Genomic DNA, 17,532 nt, shown 5'->3' on the forward strand with positions numbered 1-17,532 from the left:
ACTTAGCCTCACCTTAGCGGAAAGGCCAGAGTGCCTCGCGGCAGGATTGCGGCAATACGCGCGAATTCATGCATGAAGGAGACTGTCGTGTCGGCGAACAGCTTCGACGCCCGCAGCACGCTGCAGGTGGGCGACGAGTCGTACGAGATCTTCAAGCTGGACAAGGTCGAGGGCTCCGCCCGCCTTCCCTACAGCCTGAAGGTCCTGCTGGAGAACCTGCTCCGTACCGAGGACGGCGCGAACATCACCGCCGACCACATCCGGTCGCTCGGAAACTGGGACTCGCAGGCCCAGCCCAGCGAGGAGATCCAGTTCACGCCGGCCCGCGTGATCATGCAGGACTTCACCGGCGTCCCCTGCGTCGTGGACCTCGCCACCATGCGCGAGGCCGTGAAGGCCCTCGGCGGCGACCCGGCGAAGATCAACCCGCTCTCGCCCGCCGAGATGGTCATCGACCACTCGGTCATCGCGGACAAGTTCGGCACCGCCGACGCGTTCGCCCAGAACGTCGAGCTGGAGTACGGCCGCAACAAGGAGCGCTACCAGTTCCTGCGCTGGGGCCAGACCGCCTTCGACGACTTCAAGGTCGTCCCCCCGGGCACCGGCATCGTCCACCAGGTCAACATCGAGCACCTGGCCCGCACGGTCATGGTCCGAAACGGCCAGGCGTACCCCGACACCCTCGTCGGCACCGACTCGCACACCACGATGGTCAACGGCCTGGGCGTCCTGGGCTGGGGCGTCGGCGGCATCGAGGCCGAGGCCGCGATGCTCGGCCAGCCGGTCTCCATGCTGATCCCGCGCGTCGTCGGCTTCAAGCTGACCGGCGAGCTGCCGGCCGGCACCACCGCCACCGACCTCGTGCTGACCATCACCGAGATGCTCCGCAAGCACGGCGTCGTCGGCAAGTTCGTCGAGTTCTACGGTGAGGGCGTCGCCGCCACCTCGCTGGCGAACCGCGCCACCATCGGCAACATGTCGCCGGAGTTCGGCTCCACCGCCGCCGTCTTCCCGATCGACGGCGAGACCCTGAAGTACCTGCGCCTGACCGGCCGCGACGCCCAGCAGGTCGCGCTCGTCGAGGCCTACGCCAAGGCCCAGGGCCTGTGGCTGGACCCGGCCGCCGAGCCCGACTTCTCCGAGAAGCTGGAGCTCGACCTCTCCACGGTCGTCCCCTCCATCGCCGGCCCCAAGCGCCCGCAGGACCGCATCGTCCTCGCGAACGCCTCGCAGCAGTTCGCGCAGGACGTGCGCAACTACGTCAACGACGACGAGGAGTCCGGCAAGGAGTCCTTCCCGGCGTCCGACTCCCCGGCCTCCACCAACGGTGTGCCCACCAAGCCCACCCCGGTGACCCTGGCCGACGGCACCTCCTTCGAGCTCGACCACGGCGCCGTCACCGTCGCCGCGATCACCTCGTGCACCAACACCTCGAACCCCTACGTCATGGTCGCCGCGGCGCTCGTGGCGAAGAAGGCCGTCGAGCGGGGCCTCGCCCGCAAGCCGTGGGTCAAGACCACCCTGGCCCCGGGCTCGAAGGTCGTCACCGACTACTTCGACAAGGCCGGCCTGACCCCGTACCTCGACAAGATGGGCTTCAACCTCGTCGGGTACGGCTGCACCACCTGCATCGGCAACTCGGGTCCGCTGGAGGAGGAGATCTCCAAGGCGATCAACGACGCCGACCTCGCGGTCACCTCGGTCCTCTCGGGCAACCGCAACTTCGAGGGCCGCATCAACCCCGACGTCAAGATGAACTACCTGGCCTCCCCGCCGCTGGTCGTCGCGTACGCCATCGCGGGCTCCATGAAGGTGGACATCACCCGGGACGCCATCGCCACCGACTCCGAGGGCAAGCCGGTCTTCCTCGCGGACATCTGGCCCACCGAGGCCGAGGTCAACGACGTCGTCGCGAACGCGATCGGCGAGGACATGTTCAACAAGTCCTACCAGGACGTCTTCGCGGGCGACGCCCAGTGGCAGGCCCTGTCGATCCCGACCGGCAACACCTTCGAGTGGGACCCGCAGTCCACCTACGTGCGCAAGCCCCCTTACTTCGAGGGCATGACGATGGAGACCACCCCGGTCTCCGACATCGCCGGCGCCCGCGTGCTGGCGAAGCTGGGCGACTCGGTCACCACCGACCACATCTCCCCGGCCGGTGCGATCAAGGCCGACACCCCGGCCGGCAAGTACCTCACGGAGCACGGCGTCGAGCGCCGCGACTTCAACTCCTACGGTTCCCGCCGCGGCAACCACGAGGTCATGATCCGCGGTACGTTCGCCAACATTCGCCTCCGCAACCAGATCGCGGAGGGCACCGAGGGCGGCTTCACCCGCGACTTCACCGTCGAGGGCGCTCCGGTCGCCTTCATCTACGACGCCTCGCAGAACTACCAGGCCGCCGGCATCCCGCTGGTCATCCTGGCGGGCAAGGAGTACGGCTCGGGCTCGTCCCGCGACTGGGCCGCCAAGGGCACCGCCCTGCTCGGCGTCAAGGCCGTCATCGCGGAGTCCTACGAGCGCATCCACCGCTCCAACCTGATCGGCATGGGCGTCCTGCCCCTGCAGTTCCCCGAGGGCGCCACGGCGGCCTCCCTGGGCCTCACCGGCGAGGAGACCTTCTCCTTCACCGGTGTGGAGGAGCTGAACAACGGCACCACCCCCCGCACGGTCAAGGTCGCCACCGACACCGGCGTGGAGTTCGACGCGGTCGTCCGCATCGACACGCCGGGTGAGGCGGACTACTACCGCAACGGCGGAATCATGCAGTACGTGCTGCGCAACCTCATTCGCGGCTGACCGCAAATCGGCACCAAAGGGCCGTACTTCCGTTAAGGAGGTACGGCCCTTCCGTTTCTGCGGGCGGCTCCTACGGTCCAGCTCAGGTGACGGTGAGGTCTCAACTCGGAAAAGCCGGGGCCCATACCGGTACATGATCTTGCTCACAGGAGCGGAAGTGGACTATACCTGTGCCCGTCCGGGTCACCGCGAAACGAGCGGCCCCGGACGGGGGGACGGCGGGGACCTGCGGTGATGTCCGCTGGGCGGCAGCAGTCGCACTTTCCTTCCTCCTTCACACTCCTGACGAAGGCGAGGACTTGAGCATGGGATCCACCTCCGCCCACGGCGAGCACAGCAACGGTGAGGGCTTCGGCCGCCGGGACCTGATCAAGCGCTCCGCGGCACTCGGCCTGATCGCCGTACCGACGATGAGCTTCCTGTCCGCGTGCGCCTCCGGCTCCGACGAGACGACCAAGGGCAACGAGTCCAAGGTGGCCGTCACCAAGGAGAACCCGTTCGGCGTCGCCAAGGGCGGCAAGCTCGACGTCGTGGTCTTCAAGGGTGGTTACGGCGACGACTACGCCAAGGCCTGGGAGGCGGCGTTCGACAAGAAGTGGGGCACCACTTCCTCGCACCTCTCCACCCAGGAGATCACCTCCAAGCTGCAGCCGCGCTTCAACGGCGGCAACCCGCCGGACGTCGTCGACGACTCGGGCGCCCAGCAGATCAAGCTGGACGTGCTCGCCAAGGGCAACCAGCTCGCCGACCTGACCGTGGTGCTCGACGCCCCGTCGCTCGACGACCCGTCCAAGAAGGTCCGGGACACGCTGATGCCCGGCACCATCGAAGGCGGCATGATCGGCGGCAAGTTCGTCGCACTGCAGTACGTCTACACGGTGTGGGGTCTGTGGTACTCGGGCAAGCTCTTCAAGGAGAAGGGCTGGGCCCCGCCGAAGACCTGGGCCGAGTTCATGGACATCTGTCAGAAGGCCAAGGCGGCCGGTATCGGTGGTCTGGCCCACCAGGGCAAGTACCCCTACTACATCAACGTCGCCATCATGGACCTGATCGCCAAGAAGGGCGGCCTGGATGCCATGAAGGCGATCGACAACCTGGAGCCGAACGCCTTCGCGGACAACCCGGTGGCGCTCGAAGCGGTCGAGGCGATCTACGAGATCGTCGAGAAGGACCTGCTGATGCCGGGCACCAACGGCCTGACGCACACCGAGTCCCAGACCCAGTGGAACCAGGGCAAGGCCGCCTTCATCACCTCCGGGTCCTGGCTGGAGAACGAGCAGCTCAAGCAGACCCCGGAAGACTTCGACATGCAGTTCCTGCCGATGCCGGTGCTGCCGGACTCCAAGCTGCCGTTCGAGGCCATCCGCGCCGGCGCCGGCGAGCCCTTCATCGTCCCGGAGAAGGCCGCCAACAAGGCCGGTGGCCTGGAGTTCCTCCGCTCGATGCTGTCCCGCGAGTGGTCGACCCTCTTCGCCCAGCAGGCCAACTCCCTCACCGTCCTCAAGGACGGCGTGGACCCGACGGTCAAGCTCCGTCCGGGTACCCAGTCGGCCGTCGGCGCCCTCAAGGCGGCCGGGGACAACACCTTCAACTACCGCTACGCGGACTGGTACAGCGAGATGGGCACGGAGATCGAAAACGCGTCCAATGAGCTGATGGCCAAGCGCATCCAGCCCAAGGAATGGATCAAGCGGGCCCAGGCTGCGGTAGACAAGGCCACGAAGGACCCGAACGCCAAGAACAACAAGCGCAGCTGACACCCGCGTCCACCGGTCACCCGGAAACACCAGGGACGGACACCATGAGCCACGTAGCAAACAGCAAGGGGCGGGGCGGCTTCATCGCCGGCTTCCTCATCCTGCCCCTCGCGTTGTACCTGACCTTTGTCATCTGGCCGTACATTCAGACGTTCGGCTATTCCTTCACCAACTGGACGGGTCAGTCTCCGACTTTCGACTTCGTCGGGCTGGACAACTACTCGGCCCTGATGAAGGACGAGGTCTTCCGCGGCGCGCTGCTGCACAACCTGCTGCTCCTGGTGTTCGTCCCGACGATCACCATCCTGATCTCCCTGTTCTTCGCCTTCATGCTGAACGCCGGTGGGCGCAGCGGGGCTGGCGGAGTCCAGGGAGTGGCGGGCTCGGCGCTCTACAAGGTGATCTACTTCTTCCCGCAGGTCCTCTCCCTCGCGATCCTCGCGGTGCTCTTCGGAGCCGTGTACCGCAGTGACGAGGGAGGGCTGCTGAATGGATTCCTCACCAAACTGGGCCTGGTCGACCCGGCCCACCCCATCGAATGGCTCAACGAGCCGAACTTCGTCCTCTGGTGCATGCTGCTCGTCGTGGTCTGGCACGGGGTCGGTTTCTACCTCGTCCTCTTCTCGGCCGCGATGCAGTCGGTCCCCAAGGACATCTACGAAGCCGCGCTGCTCGACGGCGCGAAGCGCGCCCAGACCTTCTTCAAGGTCACGCTGCCCCTGCTGTGGGATTCTGTACAGACTTCCGCGGTCTATCTGGGCATCGCCGCGATGGACATGTTCGTCCTCGTGTCGACCATGACCTCGGGCCAGTTCGGCGGCGGACCGGACCACCACAGCGAGGTCATGGCGACGGTGCTGATGCGTAACTTCCTCTACTTCGGCAAGGCCGGATACGCCTGCGCCATGGGGGTCGTGATGCTCATCCTCACCCTGATCCTCTCCGCCATCACGCTGCGGGCCACTCGCCGCGAGCACGTCGAGTTCTAGCGGGAGACCACGATGACCACAGTTGTCAAAGCACCGGGCGAGGCGGCAGCCGAGAAGAAGCGCTCCGCCGCCACCGGGCACCCCCGCGGGAAGAAGAGCAACAGCGGTTCCGAGGGCATGGTCCTCAACGTCTTCTCGCACGGCTTCCTCGCCGTGTGGGCGATATTGATCATCCTGCCCCTCATCTGGCTGGTGCTCGGTTCGTTCAAGACCGACGTGCAGATCGGCGAGTCGGCCCTGAGCTGGCCGGCCAACTGGCACTTCGACGCCTTCCCCCGCGCCTGGAACAAGGGCATCGGGGACTACTTCGCCAACACGCTGATCGTGATGGTGTTCTCGGTCCCGCTGACGATGCTGCTCGGCTCGATGGCCGCGTACGTCCTGGCCCGCTACCCCTTCTGGGGTAACCGGCCGATCTACTACTTCTTCGTCAGCGGGGCCATGTTCCCGGTCTTCCTGGCGCTCGTCCCGCTGTTCTTCATGGTGAAGCGGCTGGACATGCTCAACACCTTCCAGGGCCTGATCCTGGTGTACGTGGCGTACTCGATGCCGTTCACCGTCTTCTTCATGCACTCGTTCTTCCGGACGCTGCCGACGGCCGTGCACGAGGCGGCGGTGATCGACGGTGCCTCGCACACCCGGATCTTCTTCCAGGTGATGCTGCCGATGGCCAAGCCCGGCCTGATCAGCGTCGGGATATTCAATGTCCTGGGCCAGTGGAACCAGTACATCCTGCCCTCCGTGCTGATGCAGCCGCAGACCGGATCGGACCCCGAGCGCTACATGCTCACCCAGGGCCTGATCCAGCTGCAGTACCAGATGGGCTACGAGACGGACCTGCCGGTGCTGTTCGCCGGTGTGACCATCGCGATGATCCCGATGCTGGTGGTCTACCTGTCCTTCCAGCGGCAGATCCAGGCGGGCCTGACCTCCGCCACGCTCAAGTAGAACGGCCGCTCACGCAGCGGACGGGTCGGGCACGACCGACCAGCTGACCGCCGAGACGGAGGGGTCGAGAGAGAGGTTGCTGACGGCTTCCTCGAGCATCCGGCCCCCCTCGCCCTCGGCGGTCAGCAGTGCGGACACCGTGACCAGGCCGGCCTCCGGGCCGTCCTGGCTGCGGATCGAGCGCAGCTGGTAGCCCGGCCGGCCCAGTGCGTCGACCAGCCGGTGGCGGATGTGGGCCTCCTCCGTCTCCAGGCACACGGCCTCGAAGTGGAAGTCGGTGGCCACCTCGGCCCCGCCCCCCGGCTCGCGGTCCATCCGCCGGCCCAGCGGGCGCAGCAGCAGGTTCGCCCCCACCACGCCCACCGTGCCGCAGGCCGCCAGGACGAACATCCCGGTGCCCGCGAGGCAGCCCACGGCTGCCGAACACCACAGGGTGGCGGCCGTGTTCAGGCCCCGGACGCTCAGCCCGTCGCGCATGATCACGCCGGCACCCAGGAAGCCGATCCCCGAGACGATCTGGGCGGCGACCCGCGAGCCGTCGTACTGGACCTGCGAGACCTCGCTCATGAACCCGTACTGCGAGAGCAGCACGAACAGCGCGGCTCCGCCCGCCACCAGGGCGTTGGTCCGCAGGCCCGCCATCCGGGCCCGCCACTGCCGTTCCAGGCCGATGGCCGCCCCGAATCCGAGCGCCGCGACCAGGTGCCCGGCCATCTCCCATTCGGTGAGCATCATCGGCCTTCTCCCTTCCTTCTCCTTCGCCGGCCCTTAGAGCCAGGTGCCGAACGTGCGGATGTACACGGTCTTCAGCAGCTGCGTGAGCGTGCAGTACGCCAGCAGGACCCCGATCAGCCACGGGAAGTAGCCCGCCGGCAGGGGCACGAAGCCCAGCGAGGCGGCCAGCGGCGAGAAGGGCAGGAAGAGCCCGGTCAGCACCGCGAGGACGGTCATCACCATCACCGGCCAGGAGGCGCGGGACTGGATGAAGGGGATCTTGCGGGTGCGGATCATGTGGACGACCAGGGTCTGCGAGAGCAGGCCCTCGACGAACCAGCCCGACTGGAAGAGCGCCTCGTGCGCCGTGCTGTCGGCGCCGAACACGTGCCACATGACCACGAACATCGTGATGTCGAAGACGGAGCTGATCGGGCCGATGCAGACCATGAAGCGGCCGATGCCCCTGGCGTCCCAGTTGCGGGGCTTGCGCAGGTACTCCTCGTCCATCCGGTCCCAGGGCGTGGCCAGCTGGGAGATGTCGTAGACCAGGTTCTGCACCAGCAGCATGATCGCGAGCATCGGCTGGAAGGGGATGAAGGCGCTCGCCACCAGCACCGAGAAGACGTTGCCGAAGTTGGAACTGGCCGTCATCTTGATGTACTTGATCGTGTTGCCGAAGGTGGTCCGGCCCTGGACCACGCCCTGCTCCAGGACGGTCAGGTCCTTCTCCAGCAGGATGATGTCCGCGGACTCCTTGGCGATGTCCACGGCGGTGTCCACCGAGATGCCGACGTCCGCGTCGCGCAGCGCCGCCGCGTCGTTGATGCCGTCCCCGAGGAAGCCGACCGTGTGGCCGTCGGCCTGCAGGGCCCGGACGATCCGGGCCTTCTGGACCGGGTTCACCTTGGCGAAGACCGTCGTACGGGCGGCCAGCGCGCGCAGGTCCGCGTCGTCGAGGGGGTCGATCTCGGTGCCGCTGACCACGTGGCCGACGGTGAGGCCGACGTCGGCGCACACCCGGGCGGCGACGAGCTCGTTGTCGCCGGTGACCACCTTGACCGCGATGCCCTTGTCGGCGAGGCCCTGGAGGGCCCGGGCCGCGTCCGCCTTCGGCGGGTCGAGGAAGGCGAGGAAGCCGACCAGGGTCAGCCGGTCCTCGTCGGCGACGGTGTAGGTGTCGCACGGGCTTTCCATCGTGCGCGTGGCGACGGCGAGGACGCGCAGGCCCTGGCGGTTGTTGTCCTCGGCGATGCGGGTGACGTGCCACCGCAGCTGTTCGGTCAGCTCGACCTTCTGCCCGCGGTCCGTCATGTGGGTGCACAGGGCGAGGACTTCCTCGACCGCACCCTTGGTGATCATGACGTGCTCGGGCCGGCCGGAGCCGCCCACGATGCTGTTGCGGTTCAGGACCACGGACATCCGGCGCCGGGCGAAGTCGAAGGGGATCTCGTCGACCATCGAGAAACGTGCGTCGACGACAACCTCCTCGGCCTCGCCCACGCGGTCGATGACCGCCTGGTCCATCAGGTTCTTCAGGCCCGTCTGGAAGTGCGAGTTGAGGTACCCGTACTCCAGGACCTCGTTGTCCTCGTCCCCGTGCACGTCGAGGTAGCGGTCCAGGACGATGCGGTCCTCGGTGAGGGTGCCGGTCTTGTCCGTGCAGAGCACGTCCATCGCGCCCAGGTTCTGGATCGCGTTGAGCCGCTTGACGACCACCTTGCGCTTGGACATCGCGACGGCGCCGCGCGCCAGGTTGGCCGAGACCACCATCGGAAGCATCTCGGGGGTCAGGCCGACCGCCACGGCGATGCCGAAGAGCAGGGCCTCGTTCCAGTCGCCCTTGGTGACGCCGTTGATGACGAAGACGACGGGGACCATGACGAGCATGAAGCGGATCAGCAGGAAGCTGACCTTGCGCACGCCGGTGTCGAAGTTCGTCTCCGGGCGCTCGCCGACCAGGGAACCGGCCATCGAGCCGAAGTAGGTGCCGGCGCCGGTGGCGACGACGACTCCGGTCGCGGTCCCGGAGGTCACCGAGGTGCCCATCAGGCAGATGTTGTCGGCCTCGACGGGGTCGGAGGTCTCGAACTGGCCCGGGTCGTCCGTCCGGGTGTCGGCCTTGGCGACCGGCAGGGACTCGCCCGACAGGGCGGCCTGGCCGACCATCAGGTCCTTGGAGGTGATCAGGCGCAGATCGGCGGGGATCAGGTCGCCGGCGGCGAGCTTGACCACGTCGCCGGGGACGACCCGGTCCATCGGGATCTCGAAGGTGGTGGGACCCGAGCCGCTGCCGGCCCGGCGCTGCACCGCGCAGGTGGTGGTGACGAGCTGCTTCAGGGCGTCGGCGGCGCGGCCCGAGCGGAACTCCTGCCAGAAGCGCAGCAGTCCGCTGATCGTGATCATCACCGAGAGGATGACGACGCTCGGCGACTCGGGGTCCTGCCAGGAGATGAGGCAGGCGAGGAGGACCAGGACGGCGATGAAGGGGTTCGCGTACGCCTTCGCCAGCTGGACGTACCAGCGCGGGGCGCGCTCCTGGGCGATGACGTTGGAGCCGTGGCGCTCCAGGCGCAGCGCGGCCTCGGTGTGGGTGAGGCCGTTGCGGGAGGCGTCCATGTCCTGCAGGACCTGGACGCCCGGGCGGGCGCTGATCGCGGCGAGCCGCTCGCCGACGGCCCGGGTGCGGGCCTCCAGCTCGGCCGCCTTGCGCTCGCGGCGGGCCCGGCCCGGGGGTGCGAGCTTCGTGGGGGTACGGGGGGTGAGTATGGTCATGACGAATACCTCCCTCCACGGCGTCCGGGCAGCACGGAGCCGCACGGTCACGTGGAGTGATCATGGGTCGGCGCACGGTGGCACGTACGGCCACGAGGCACGCCGATGGGCATGGATGACGCGCGCCCGACGGAAGCGTCAGGACGTGCGGAAGGGGTTACGAAGGTGAATGCAGAAACGCACGGCGGCGGCGCGGGGCCGCGGGCGTGCACACTCGAAGAGAGACCGGCCGCTCAGGGAGCTCAGCCGAGGAGAGTGCTGCAAGGACTTCGATCGGGACTCATCCCGAACACCTCCTTGCGTAGCACTGTCATTGCAGGGGACGACCTGTCCGGCCGTGAAGGCCGTGGAAGACAAGCGCCACGGTGACCGTAACACGATCAGGATGGAGGTTTCTCTCATACTTATGGCCGGTAGTGGCCGTTTCGTACTGTGGCTGCCTCTTGACGTCGCGAGGCGCAAAGGCTCGACTTAAGGTTCACAAGTTGGAGAGACGCCGGGGTCTCGTGTCAGCCGGAGCATGCAGCCGCTGACGCCCCCCGGCCGGGGGGCGACGGCTTGCCGTTGCTTATGGGCAGGAGTGAATGAGTCGTGCAGACTCCCGGATCGCAGTCCTCACTGCATCGCGCCAATCTGGAGCGCGTCGTACGGGCGGTACGGCTCGCCGGTTCGCTGACCCAGGCGGAGATCGCCCGGAGCACCGGACTGTCGGCGGCCACGGTCTCCAACATCGTCCGGGAACTGAAGGAGGCCGGGACCGTCGAGGTCACGGACACCTCCGCCGGGGGCAGGCGGGCGCGCAGCGTCTCGCTCAGCGGTGACGCCGGCATCGTGATCGGCGTCGACTTCGGCCACACCCACCTGCGGGTGGCCGTGGGCAACCTGGCCCACCAGGTGCTGGCCGAGGAGTCCGAGCCGCTGGACGTGGACGCCTCCTGGGTGGACGGCTTCGACCGGGCGGAAGCCCTGGTGGGACGGCTCGTCCAGGGCATCGGGATCGGCCGGGACAAGGTCATCGGCGTCGGGCTGGGGGTACCGGGTCCCATCGACGTGGAGTCCGGCACCCTGGGGTCCACCGCGATCCTGCCGGGCTGGGCCGGGATCAACCCCCGGCGCGAGCTCTCGCAGCGCCTGGGCGTGCCCGTCTACGTGGACAACGACGCGAACCTCGGGGCGCTGGGGGAGCTGGTCTGGGGGAGCGGGCGCGGGGTCAAGGACCTCGCGTACATCAAGGTCGCGAGCGGTGTCGGCGCCGGACTCGTGATCAACGGGCAGATCTACCGGGGGCCGGGGGGCACCGCCGGCGAGATCGGGCACATCACCCTGGACGAATCGGGTCCGGTCTGCCGCTGCGGCAACCGCGGCTGCCTGGAGACCTTCGCCGCCGCCCGGTACGTGCTGCCACTGCTGCAGAGCAGCCACGGCCCGGAACTGACGATGGAGCGGGTGGTGGAACTGGCCCGCGGCGGGGACCCCGGCTGCCGCCGGGTCATCACGGACGTGGGCCGCCACATCGGCAGCGGCGTGGCCAGCCTGTGCAACCTCCTGAACCCGAGCCGGGTGGTCCTGGGCGGGTCGCTCGCGGACGCGGGTGAACTGGTGCTGGCCCCCATCCGTGAATCCGTGGGGAGGTACGCGATTCCCAGTGCCGCCCGGCAGTTGTCCGTGCTCACCGGGTCGCTGGGCGGGCGGGCCGAGGTACTGGGCGCGCTGGCCCTCGTACTGAGTGAGATGGGCGATTCGACGCTTTTGGCGGAAAATGGGAGTGGAGTGCGAGCTCCCGCTCTCTTGTCTTCAGTTAGATAACGGATGGCACCGTTGTCATCTCGTTAAGGATTCACTCCTTGACGGCAAACTTGCGGCCGGGGTTGACTCACACTCACCTCGGCCGCAGTGTTGCGGCCTCGTCAGGGAGGTTCAAGTAATGAACACGCGTATGCGCAGAGTTGCCGTCGCCGTTGCCGCCGGAACCATGGCCGTCTCGCTCGCCGCTTGCGGCAGTGCGAAGGAGTCCGGCGACAAGAAGGACGACGCCTCGGGTGCGGTCAAGGGCGGCGCGATCAAGGTCGGTCTTCTCCTGCCGGAGAACCAGACCGCGCGGTACGAGAAGTTCGACAAGCCGCTCATCGAGAAGGCCGTCAAGGACCTCACCGCGGGCAAGGGCGAGGTCGTCTACGCCAACGCCAAGCAGGACGCGACCACGCAGAACTCCCAGGTCGACACGATGATCACCAACAAGGTGAACGTCCTGATCATCGACGCGGTGGACTCCAAGGCCATCGCCGGCTCGGTCAAGAAGGCCAAGGAGGCCGGCATCCCGGTCGTGGCCTACGACCGCCTCGCCGAGGGCCCGATCGACGCCTACACCTCCTTCGACAACGAAGAGGTCGGCAAGGTCCAGGGCAAGGCGCTCCTGGAGGCCCTGGGCGCCAAGGCCAAGGACGGCCAGATCGTCATGATGAACGGCTCGGTCACCGACCCGAACGCCGCGCTGTTCAAGAAGGGCGCGCACTCCGTCCTCGACGGCAACGTGAACGTCGGCAAGGAGTACGACACCGTCGAGTGGAAGCCGGAGAACGCCAACACCAACATGGCGGCCGCGCTCTCGGCGCTCGGCAAGGACAAGGTCATCGGTGTCTACTCCGCCAACGACGGCATGGCCGGCGGCATCATCACCGCCCTCAAGGCGGCCGGCGTGAACCCCCTGCCCCCCGTCACGGGCCAGGACGCCGAACTCGCCGGTGTGCAGCGGATCGTCGCCGGTGAGCAGTTCATGAGCGTCTACAAGCCGTACGCCCCCGAGGCCGAGGCCGCCGCGAAGATGGCCGTCGCCCTCGCCAAGGGCGAGTCGATCGCGACCACGGCCACCGCCAAGGTCGACAGCCCCACCACCAAGGGCGTCCCGTCCCTGCTGATCCCGGTCGTCTCGCTGACCAAGGCGAACGTGAAGGACACCGTCATCCGCGACAACGTCTACACGCTCGACGAGATCTGCACCGACAAGTACGCGGCCGCCTGCGCCACCGCCGGCCTGAAGTAGGGCCCCCGCCGCTCGGTCCCACCGAGCCGGCCCCCCTTGCCTGTCCGGCGCTCCCGCCTCCATCCCGCCACTGGCGGGGCGCCGGACAGAAACGTTTCTCTCACGTACCCCGTGGTCCTGCTCTTTTGTACGACATCCCCGCCGGTCAGGCGGCAAGGAGATGGTTCATGTGTCCGCTGCGCCCGTACTGGCGTTGCGAGGGGTCTCGAAGCGGTTCGGTGCCGTTCAGGCCCTCACCGACGTAGAACTCGAGATCCACTCCGGCGAGGTGGTCGCCCTCGTCGGCGACAACGGCGCCGGTAAGTCCACGCTGGTCAAGACGATCGCCGGCGTGCACCCCATCGATGACGGAGTCATCGAGTGGGAGGGCCGCCCGGTCTCCATCGGCAAGCCCCACGACGCCCAGAACCTGGGAATCGCGACGGTCTACCAGGACCTCGCGCTGTGCGACAACATCGACGTCGTCGGCAACCTCTTCCTGGGACGCGAGCTCAAGCGCCGCGGCATCCTCGACGAGGTGGAGATGGAGCGCCGCGCACGCGAGCTCCTGACCACCCTGTCCATCCGGATACCCAGCGTCCGCATCCCCATCGCCTCGCTCTCCGGCGGTCAGCGCCAGACCGTGGCGATCGCCCGCTCCATGCTGGGCGAGCCCAAGCTCGTGATCCTCGACGAGCCCACCGCCGCCCTCGGCGTCGAGCAGACCGCACAGGTGCTCGACCTTGTCGAGCGGCTGCGCGAGCGCGGTCACGCGGTCATCCTCATCAGCCACAACATGGCCGACGTGAAGGCCGTGGCCGACAAGGTGGCCGTCCTGCGGCTGGGACGCAACAACGGAGTCTTCTCCGTGAAGGACACCTCGCAGGAAGAGATCATCTCCGCCATCACCGGGGCCACGGACAACGCCGTGACCCGCCGGGCGGCCCGCACCGGGGAGGCCCGCAAGTGAGTACCCAGCACATAGACCCCGTCAACCCGGCCGCCGCCCACGACGCGATCCCGGCCGTGGACCCCCGCCTGCTCGTGCGCGAGCAGGGCTTCAGCGGGTACATGAACGAGTTCGGCCGCAAGCTCAAGGCCGGCGACCTGGGCTCCGTGCCCGTCGTCCTCGGCCTGATCATCATCTGGAGCATCTTCCAGGGCCTGAACTCGAACTTCCTCGGCGCCGAGAACCTCACCAACATCGCGATCACGATGACGGCCACCGGCATGATGGCGGTCGGCATCATCTTCGTGCTGCTGCTCGGCGAGATCGACCTCTCGGTCGGCTCGGTCAGCGGCGTCTCGGGCGCGATCGTGGCCGTCCTGTCGGTCACCCACGGCGTCAACGAATGGCTGGCCATCCTGGCGGCGATCGCCGGAGGCGCCCTGATCGGCTCCCTCCACGGCTTCTTCTTCGCCAAGATCGGCGCCCCGGCCTTCGCCGTCACCCTTTCGGGCCTGCTCTTCTGGTCCGGCGCCATGCTGCAGATCCTCGGCAGCAACGGCACGATCAACCTCGACTCCGAGGGCGTGGTCGGGCAGCTGACCACGTACTTCTTCTCGGACGTGGCCGTCGGCTACGGGCTCGCCGCCCTCGCCGTGGCGGGCTACTTCCTCGCCACCTTCTCCGACAACCGGCGCCGCGCCGCCGCGGGCGTCCCGTCCCGTCCCCTGGGCGAGATCCTGCTGCGCACCGGGCTCCTCGCGGTGTTCACCTTCGGCCCGGCCTTCGTGTTCAACCAGTACAAGGGCCTGCCGCTGGCGATCGTGCTCTTCCTGCTGGCCCTGGTCGGCACGGACTTCCTGCTGCGGCGCACCACCTTCGGCCGTCAGGTCTTCGCCCTCGGCGGCAGCGTCGAGGCCTCCCGGCGCGCCGGCATCAACGTCAACCGGGTCCGGATCACGGTCTTCGCGATCGCCGGCACCTTCGCGGCCATCGGCGGCCTCTTCTGGGCCTCCAAGATCGCGGCGGCGAACCAGAGCGCCGGCGCCGGCGACCTGCTGATGAACGTGATCGCGGCGGCCGTCATCGGCGGCACCAGCCTCTTCGGCGGCCGCGGCCGGACCTGGAACGCCCTCCTCGGCGTCATGGTCATCACCTCCATCCAGTACGGTCTGGCCTTGGAGGGCATCGCGACGCCGATCCAGTACATGATCACCGGCGCGGTCCTCCTCGCCACCGTGGTGATCGACTCGGTCACCCGCAAGACGCAGAAGACGGCCGGGCGCGCCTGACCGCCGCCCGGTAGCCCCGTCCGGAGCCCGATGCGGCGGTAAGAACCGTCACAGTGCCCGGTGCCACTTCGTGTGGCGCCGGGCACCTGTGCGTAGGCGCATGCGTACAGCTGTGCGGGTATACGCCCGTTTGGTGGGTGTGATCTCGCACCACTGTGTACAGGTATGACAAAGGTGTGACCCGACCGGTACCGCCCGATGATGCCCGCCGCGAGCGGAACATTAGACTCGACAGACCAGCAAGCAACTGCAAGGAGGCACGGGTGCTGCTGACCCGCATCAAGGGACCGCGCGATCTGGACCGGCTCAGCCAGGAGGAGCTCGACCAGCTCGCCGCGGAGATCAGGTCCTTCCTCGTCGACGCCGTCTCCAAGACCGGCGGGCACCTCGGCCCCAACCTCGGCGTCGTCGAGCTGACGATCGCCCTGCACCGGGTCTTCGACTCGCCCAAGGACAAGGTCCTCTTCGACACCGGCCACCAGGCCTACGTGCACAAGCTGCTCACCGGCCGCCAGGACTTCGGCGGCCTGCGCACGAAGGGCGGCCTGTCGGGCTACCCCTCGCGCGCCGAGTCCGAGCACGACGTGATCGAGAACTCGCACGCGTCCACCGTGCTGGGCTGGGCCGACGGCTTCGCCAAGGCCAACGAGGTGCTCGGCAGGGAGGACCACCACGTCGCCGCGGTCATCGGCGACGGGGCCCTCACCGGAGGCATGGCCTGGGAGGCGCTGAACAACATCGCCGCCGCCAAGGACCGCCCCCTGGTGATCGTCGTCAACGACAACGAGCGCTCGTACGGCCCCACCATCGGCGGCCTCGCGAACCACCTGGCCACCCTGCGCACCACGGACGGCTACGAGCGCTTCCTGGCCCGCGGCAAGGACCTCCTGGAGCGCACCCCGGTCGTCGGGAAGCCCCTCTACGAGACCCTGCACGGGGCCAAGAAGGGCCTCAAGGACTTCATCGCCCCGCAGGGCATGTTCGAGGACCTGGGCCTGAAGTACATCGGCCCCATCGACGGCCACGACATCGAGGCCCTGGAATCGGCCCTGCAGCGCGCCAAGCGCTTCAGCGGGCCGGTCATCGTGCACTGCCTCACCCAGAAGGGCCGGGGCTACGAGCCGGCCGTCCAGGACGAGGCGGACCGTTTCCACGCGGTCGGCGTGATCCACCCGGACACCGGCCTGCCGGTCTCCACCGACGCCGCCAGCTGGACCTCGGTCTTCGCCGACGAGATGGTCAAGCTCGGCAGGGACCGCAAGGACATCGTCGCCATCACCGCGGCCATGCTCCAGCCCGTCGGCCTGAAGAAGTTCGCCGACGCCTACCCGGACCGGATCTTCGACGTCGGCATCGCCGAGCAGCACGGCGCCACCTCGGCCGCCGGCCTGGCCTCCGGCGGCGCCCACCCGGTCTTCGCGGTGTACGCGACCTTCCTCAACCGCGCCTTCGACCAGGTCCTGATGGACGTGGCCCTGCACAAGTGCGGGGTCACCTTCGTCCTGGACCGGGCCGGCGTCACCGGCACCGACGGCGCCTCCCACAACGGCATGTGGGACATGTCCATCCTCCAGGTGGTCCCGGGCCTGCGCCTGGCGGCCCCGCGCGACGCCGAGCAGCTGCGCGCCCAGCTGAACGAGGCCGTCCTGGTGAAGGACGCGCCGACCGTCGTGCGCTTCTCCAAGGGCGTCGTCGGCCCGGCCGTCCCGGCCGTCGGCCGGATCGGCGGCATGGACGTGCTGCGCACCCCGGCCGCCGAGGTCACCCGCCCGGACGTACTGCTCGTCTCGGTCGGCGCGCTCGCCCCGATGTGCCTGGAGATCGCCGATCTGCTGGACAAGCAGGGCATCTCCACGACCGTGGTCGACCCCCGCTGGGTCAAGCCGGTGGACGAGGCCCTGGCCCCGCTCGCCGACCGCCACCGCGTGGTCGTCACCGTCGAGGACAACAGCCGCAGCGGCGGTGTCGGCTCCGCCGTCGCGCAGGCCCTGCGGGACGCGGGGGTCGACGTACCGCTGCGCGACTTCGGCATCCCGCAGCGCTTCCTGGACCACGCCACGCGCAAGGAGGTCATGGCCGAGATCGGTCTGACCGCCCCGGACATCGCGCGCCAGGTCACCGGCCTGGTGGCCAAGCTGGACGGGCGCTACGACAGCGAGCCGGCGGCCGCCGTCGACTGATCCGCGGGCCGATCCGTCGGCTGACCGGTCGACTGATCATCTGCGGTTGCACGTCACGGGCCGGGAGGTTCACCCTTGGAGGGTGGGCCTTCCGGCCCGTTTCGCTTCGA

11 protein-coding genes are annotated in these 17,532 nt (G+C 68.2%); 9 read left to right on the forward strand and 2 right to left on the reverse strand.

Annotated elements, in window-relative coordinates:
* The first annotated feature begins 87 nt into the window (after positions 1-87).
* The 4 genes from acnA to ACIA8F_RS28490 all read left to right on the forward strand — a co-directional run bounded on the left by acnA (position 88) and on the right by ACIA8F_RS28490 (position 6,496).
* Complete coding sequence (acnA, locus tag ACIA8F_RS28475) at positions 88-2,802, forward strand: aconitate hydratase AcnA (RefSeq protein ID WP_399382972.1); 2,715 nt, start codon at positions 88-90, stop codon at positions 2,800-2,802.
* Between the two features lie 305 nt (positions 2,803-3,107).
* The gene (gene ngcE / locus ACIA8F_RS28480; protein ID WP_399382973.1) at positions 3,108-4,559 is read left to right on the forward strand and encodes an N-acetylglucosamine/diacetylchitobiose ABC transporter substrate-binding protein; all 1,452 of its coding nucleotides are present in this window, start codon (positions 3,108-3,110) and stop codon (positions 4,557-4,559) included.
* Between the two features lie 44 nt (positions 4,560-4,603).
* Positions 4,604-5,548 carry a carbohydrate ABC transporter permease gene (locus tag ACIA8F_RS28485; RefSeq protein ID WP_399382975.1) on the forward strand — a complete coding sequence of 315 codons (945 nt, stop codon included), beginning with the start codon at positions 4,604-4,606 and terminating at the stop codon, positions 5,546-5,548.
* 12 nt (positions 5,549-5,560) lie between these two features.
* Complete coding sequence (locus tag ACIA8F_RS28490) at positions 5,561-6,496, forward strand: carbohydrate ABC transporter permease (protein WP_399382977.1); 936 nt, start codon at positions 5,561-5,563, stop codon at positions 6,494-6,496.
* Between the two features lie 9 nt (positions 6,497-6,505).
* Here the strand turns inward: ACIA8F_RS28490 and ACIA8F_RS28495 are convergent, their stop codons facing one another.
* Complete coding sequence (locus tag ACIA8F_RS28495; protein ID WP_399382978.1) at positions 6,506-7,231, reverse strand: MgtC/SapB family protein; 726 nt, start codon at positions 7,229-7,231, stop codon at positions 6,506-6,508.
* Between the two features lie 33 nt (positions 7,232-7,264).
* On the reverse strand, positions 7,265-9,985 hold the full coding sequence (mgtA, locus tag ACIA8F_RS28500; RefSeq protein WP_399382980.1) for a magnesium-translocating P-type ATPase: 2,721 nt from the start codon (positions 9,983-9,985) through the stop codon (positions 7,265-7,267).
* Positions 9,986-10,576: 591 nt separating this feature from the next.
* Here mgtA and ACIA8F_RS28505 point away from each other — a divergent pair.
* From ACIA8F_RS28505 to dxs, 5 genes are all read left to right on the forward strand, one after another.
* On the forward strand, positions 10,577-11,791 hold the full coding sequence (locus ACIA8F_RS28505; RefSeq protein WP_399382982.1) for an ROK family protein: 1,215 nt from the start codon (positions 10,577-10,579) through the stop codon (positions 11,789-11,791).
* A gap of 130 nt (positions 11,792-11,921) precedes the next feature.
* A complete protein-coding gene (locus ACIA8F_RS28510; protein WP_399382983.1) occupies positions 11,922-13,025 on the forward strand; it encodes a substrate-binding domain-containing protein in 1,104 nt (367 codons plus the stop codon).
* A gap of 160 nt (positions 13,026-13,185) precedes the next feature.
* On the forward strand, positions 13,186-13,974 hold the full coding sequence (locus tag ACIA8F_RS28515) for an ATP-binding cassette domain-containing protein (RefSeq protein WP_383939046.1): 789 nt from the start codon (positions 13,186-13,188) through the stop codon (positions 13,972-13,974).
* Positions 13,971-15,242 carry a sugar ABC transporter permease gene (locus tag ACIA8F_RS28520; RefSeq protein WP_399382984.1) on the forward strand — a complete coding sequence of 424 codons (1,272 nt, stop codon included), beginning with the start codon at positions 13,971-13,973 and terminating at the stop codon, positions 15,240-15,242. The genes ACIA8F_RS28515 and ACIA8F_RS28520 overlap by 4 nt, the downstream gene beginning before the upstream one ends.
* A 263-nt stretch (positions 15,243-15,505) precedes the next feature.
* The gene (dxs, locus tag ACIA8F_RS28525) at positions 15,506-17,422 is read left to right on the forward strand and encodes a 1-deoxy-D-xylulose-5-phosphate synthase (protein ID WP_399382985.1); all 1,917 of its coding nucleotides are present in this window, start codon (positions 15,506-15,508) and stop codon (positions 17,420-17,422) included.
* Positions 17,423-17,532 lie beyond the last annotated feature (110 nt).

The sequence above is a fragment of the Streptomyces sp. NPDC051563 genome (assembly GCF_044454225.1).
Taxonomy (GTDB): Bacteria; Actinomycetota; Actinomycetes; order Streptomycetales; family Streptomycetaceae; genus Streptomyces.

Bases quoted from the DNA above. Each gene is read 5' to 3' on its own strand.
- ngcE (WP_399382973.1), top strand. From the start codon at position 3,108: ATGGGATCCACCTCCGCCCACGGCGAGCACAGCAACGGTGAGGGCTTC.
- ACIA8F_RS28485 (WP_399382975.1), top strand. From the start codon at position 4,604: ATGAGCCACGTAGCAAACAGCAAGGGGCGGGGCGGCTTCATCGCCGGC.
- ACIA8F_RS28490 (WP_399382977.1), top strand. From the start codon at position 5,561: ATGACCACAGTTGTCAAAGCACCGGGCGAGGCGGCAGCCGAGAAGAAG.
- ACIA8F_RS28495 (WP_399382978.1), bottom strand. From the start codon at position 7,231: ATGATGCTCACCGAATGGGAGATGGCCGGGCACCTGGTCGCGGCGCTC.
- mgtA (WP_399382980.1), bottom strand. From the start codon at position 9,985: ATGACCATACTCACCCCCCGTACCCCCACGAAGCTCGCACCCCCGGGC.
- ACIA8F_RS28510 (WP_399382983.1), top strand. From the start codon at position 11,922: ATGCGCAGAGTTGCCGTCGCCGTTGCCGCCGGAACCATGGCCGTCTCG.
- ACIA8F_RS28515 (WP_383939046.1), top strand. From the start codon at position 13,186: ATGGTTCATGTGTCCGCTGCGCCCGTACTGGCGTTGCGAGGGGTCTCG.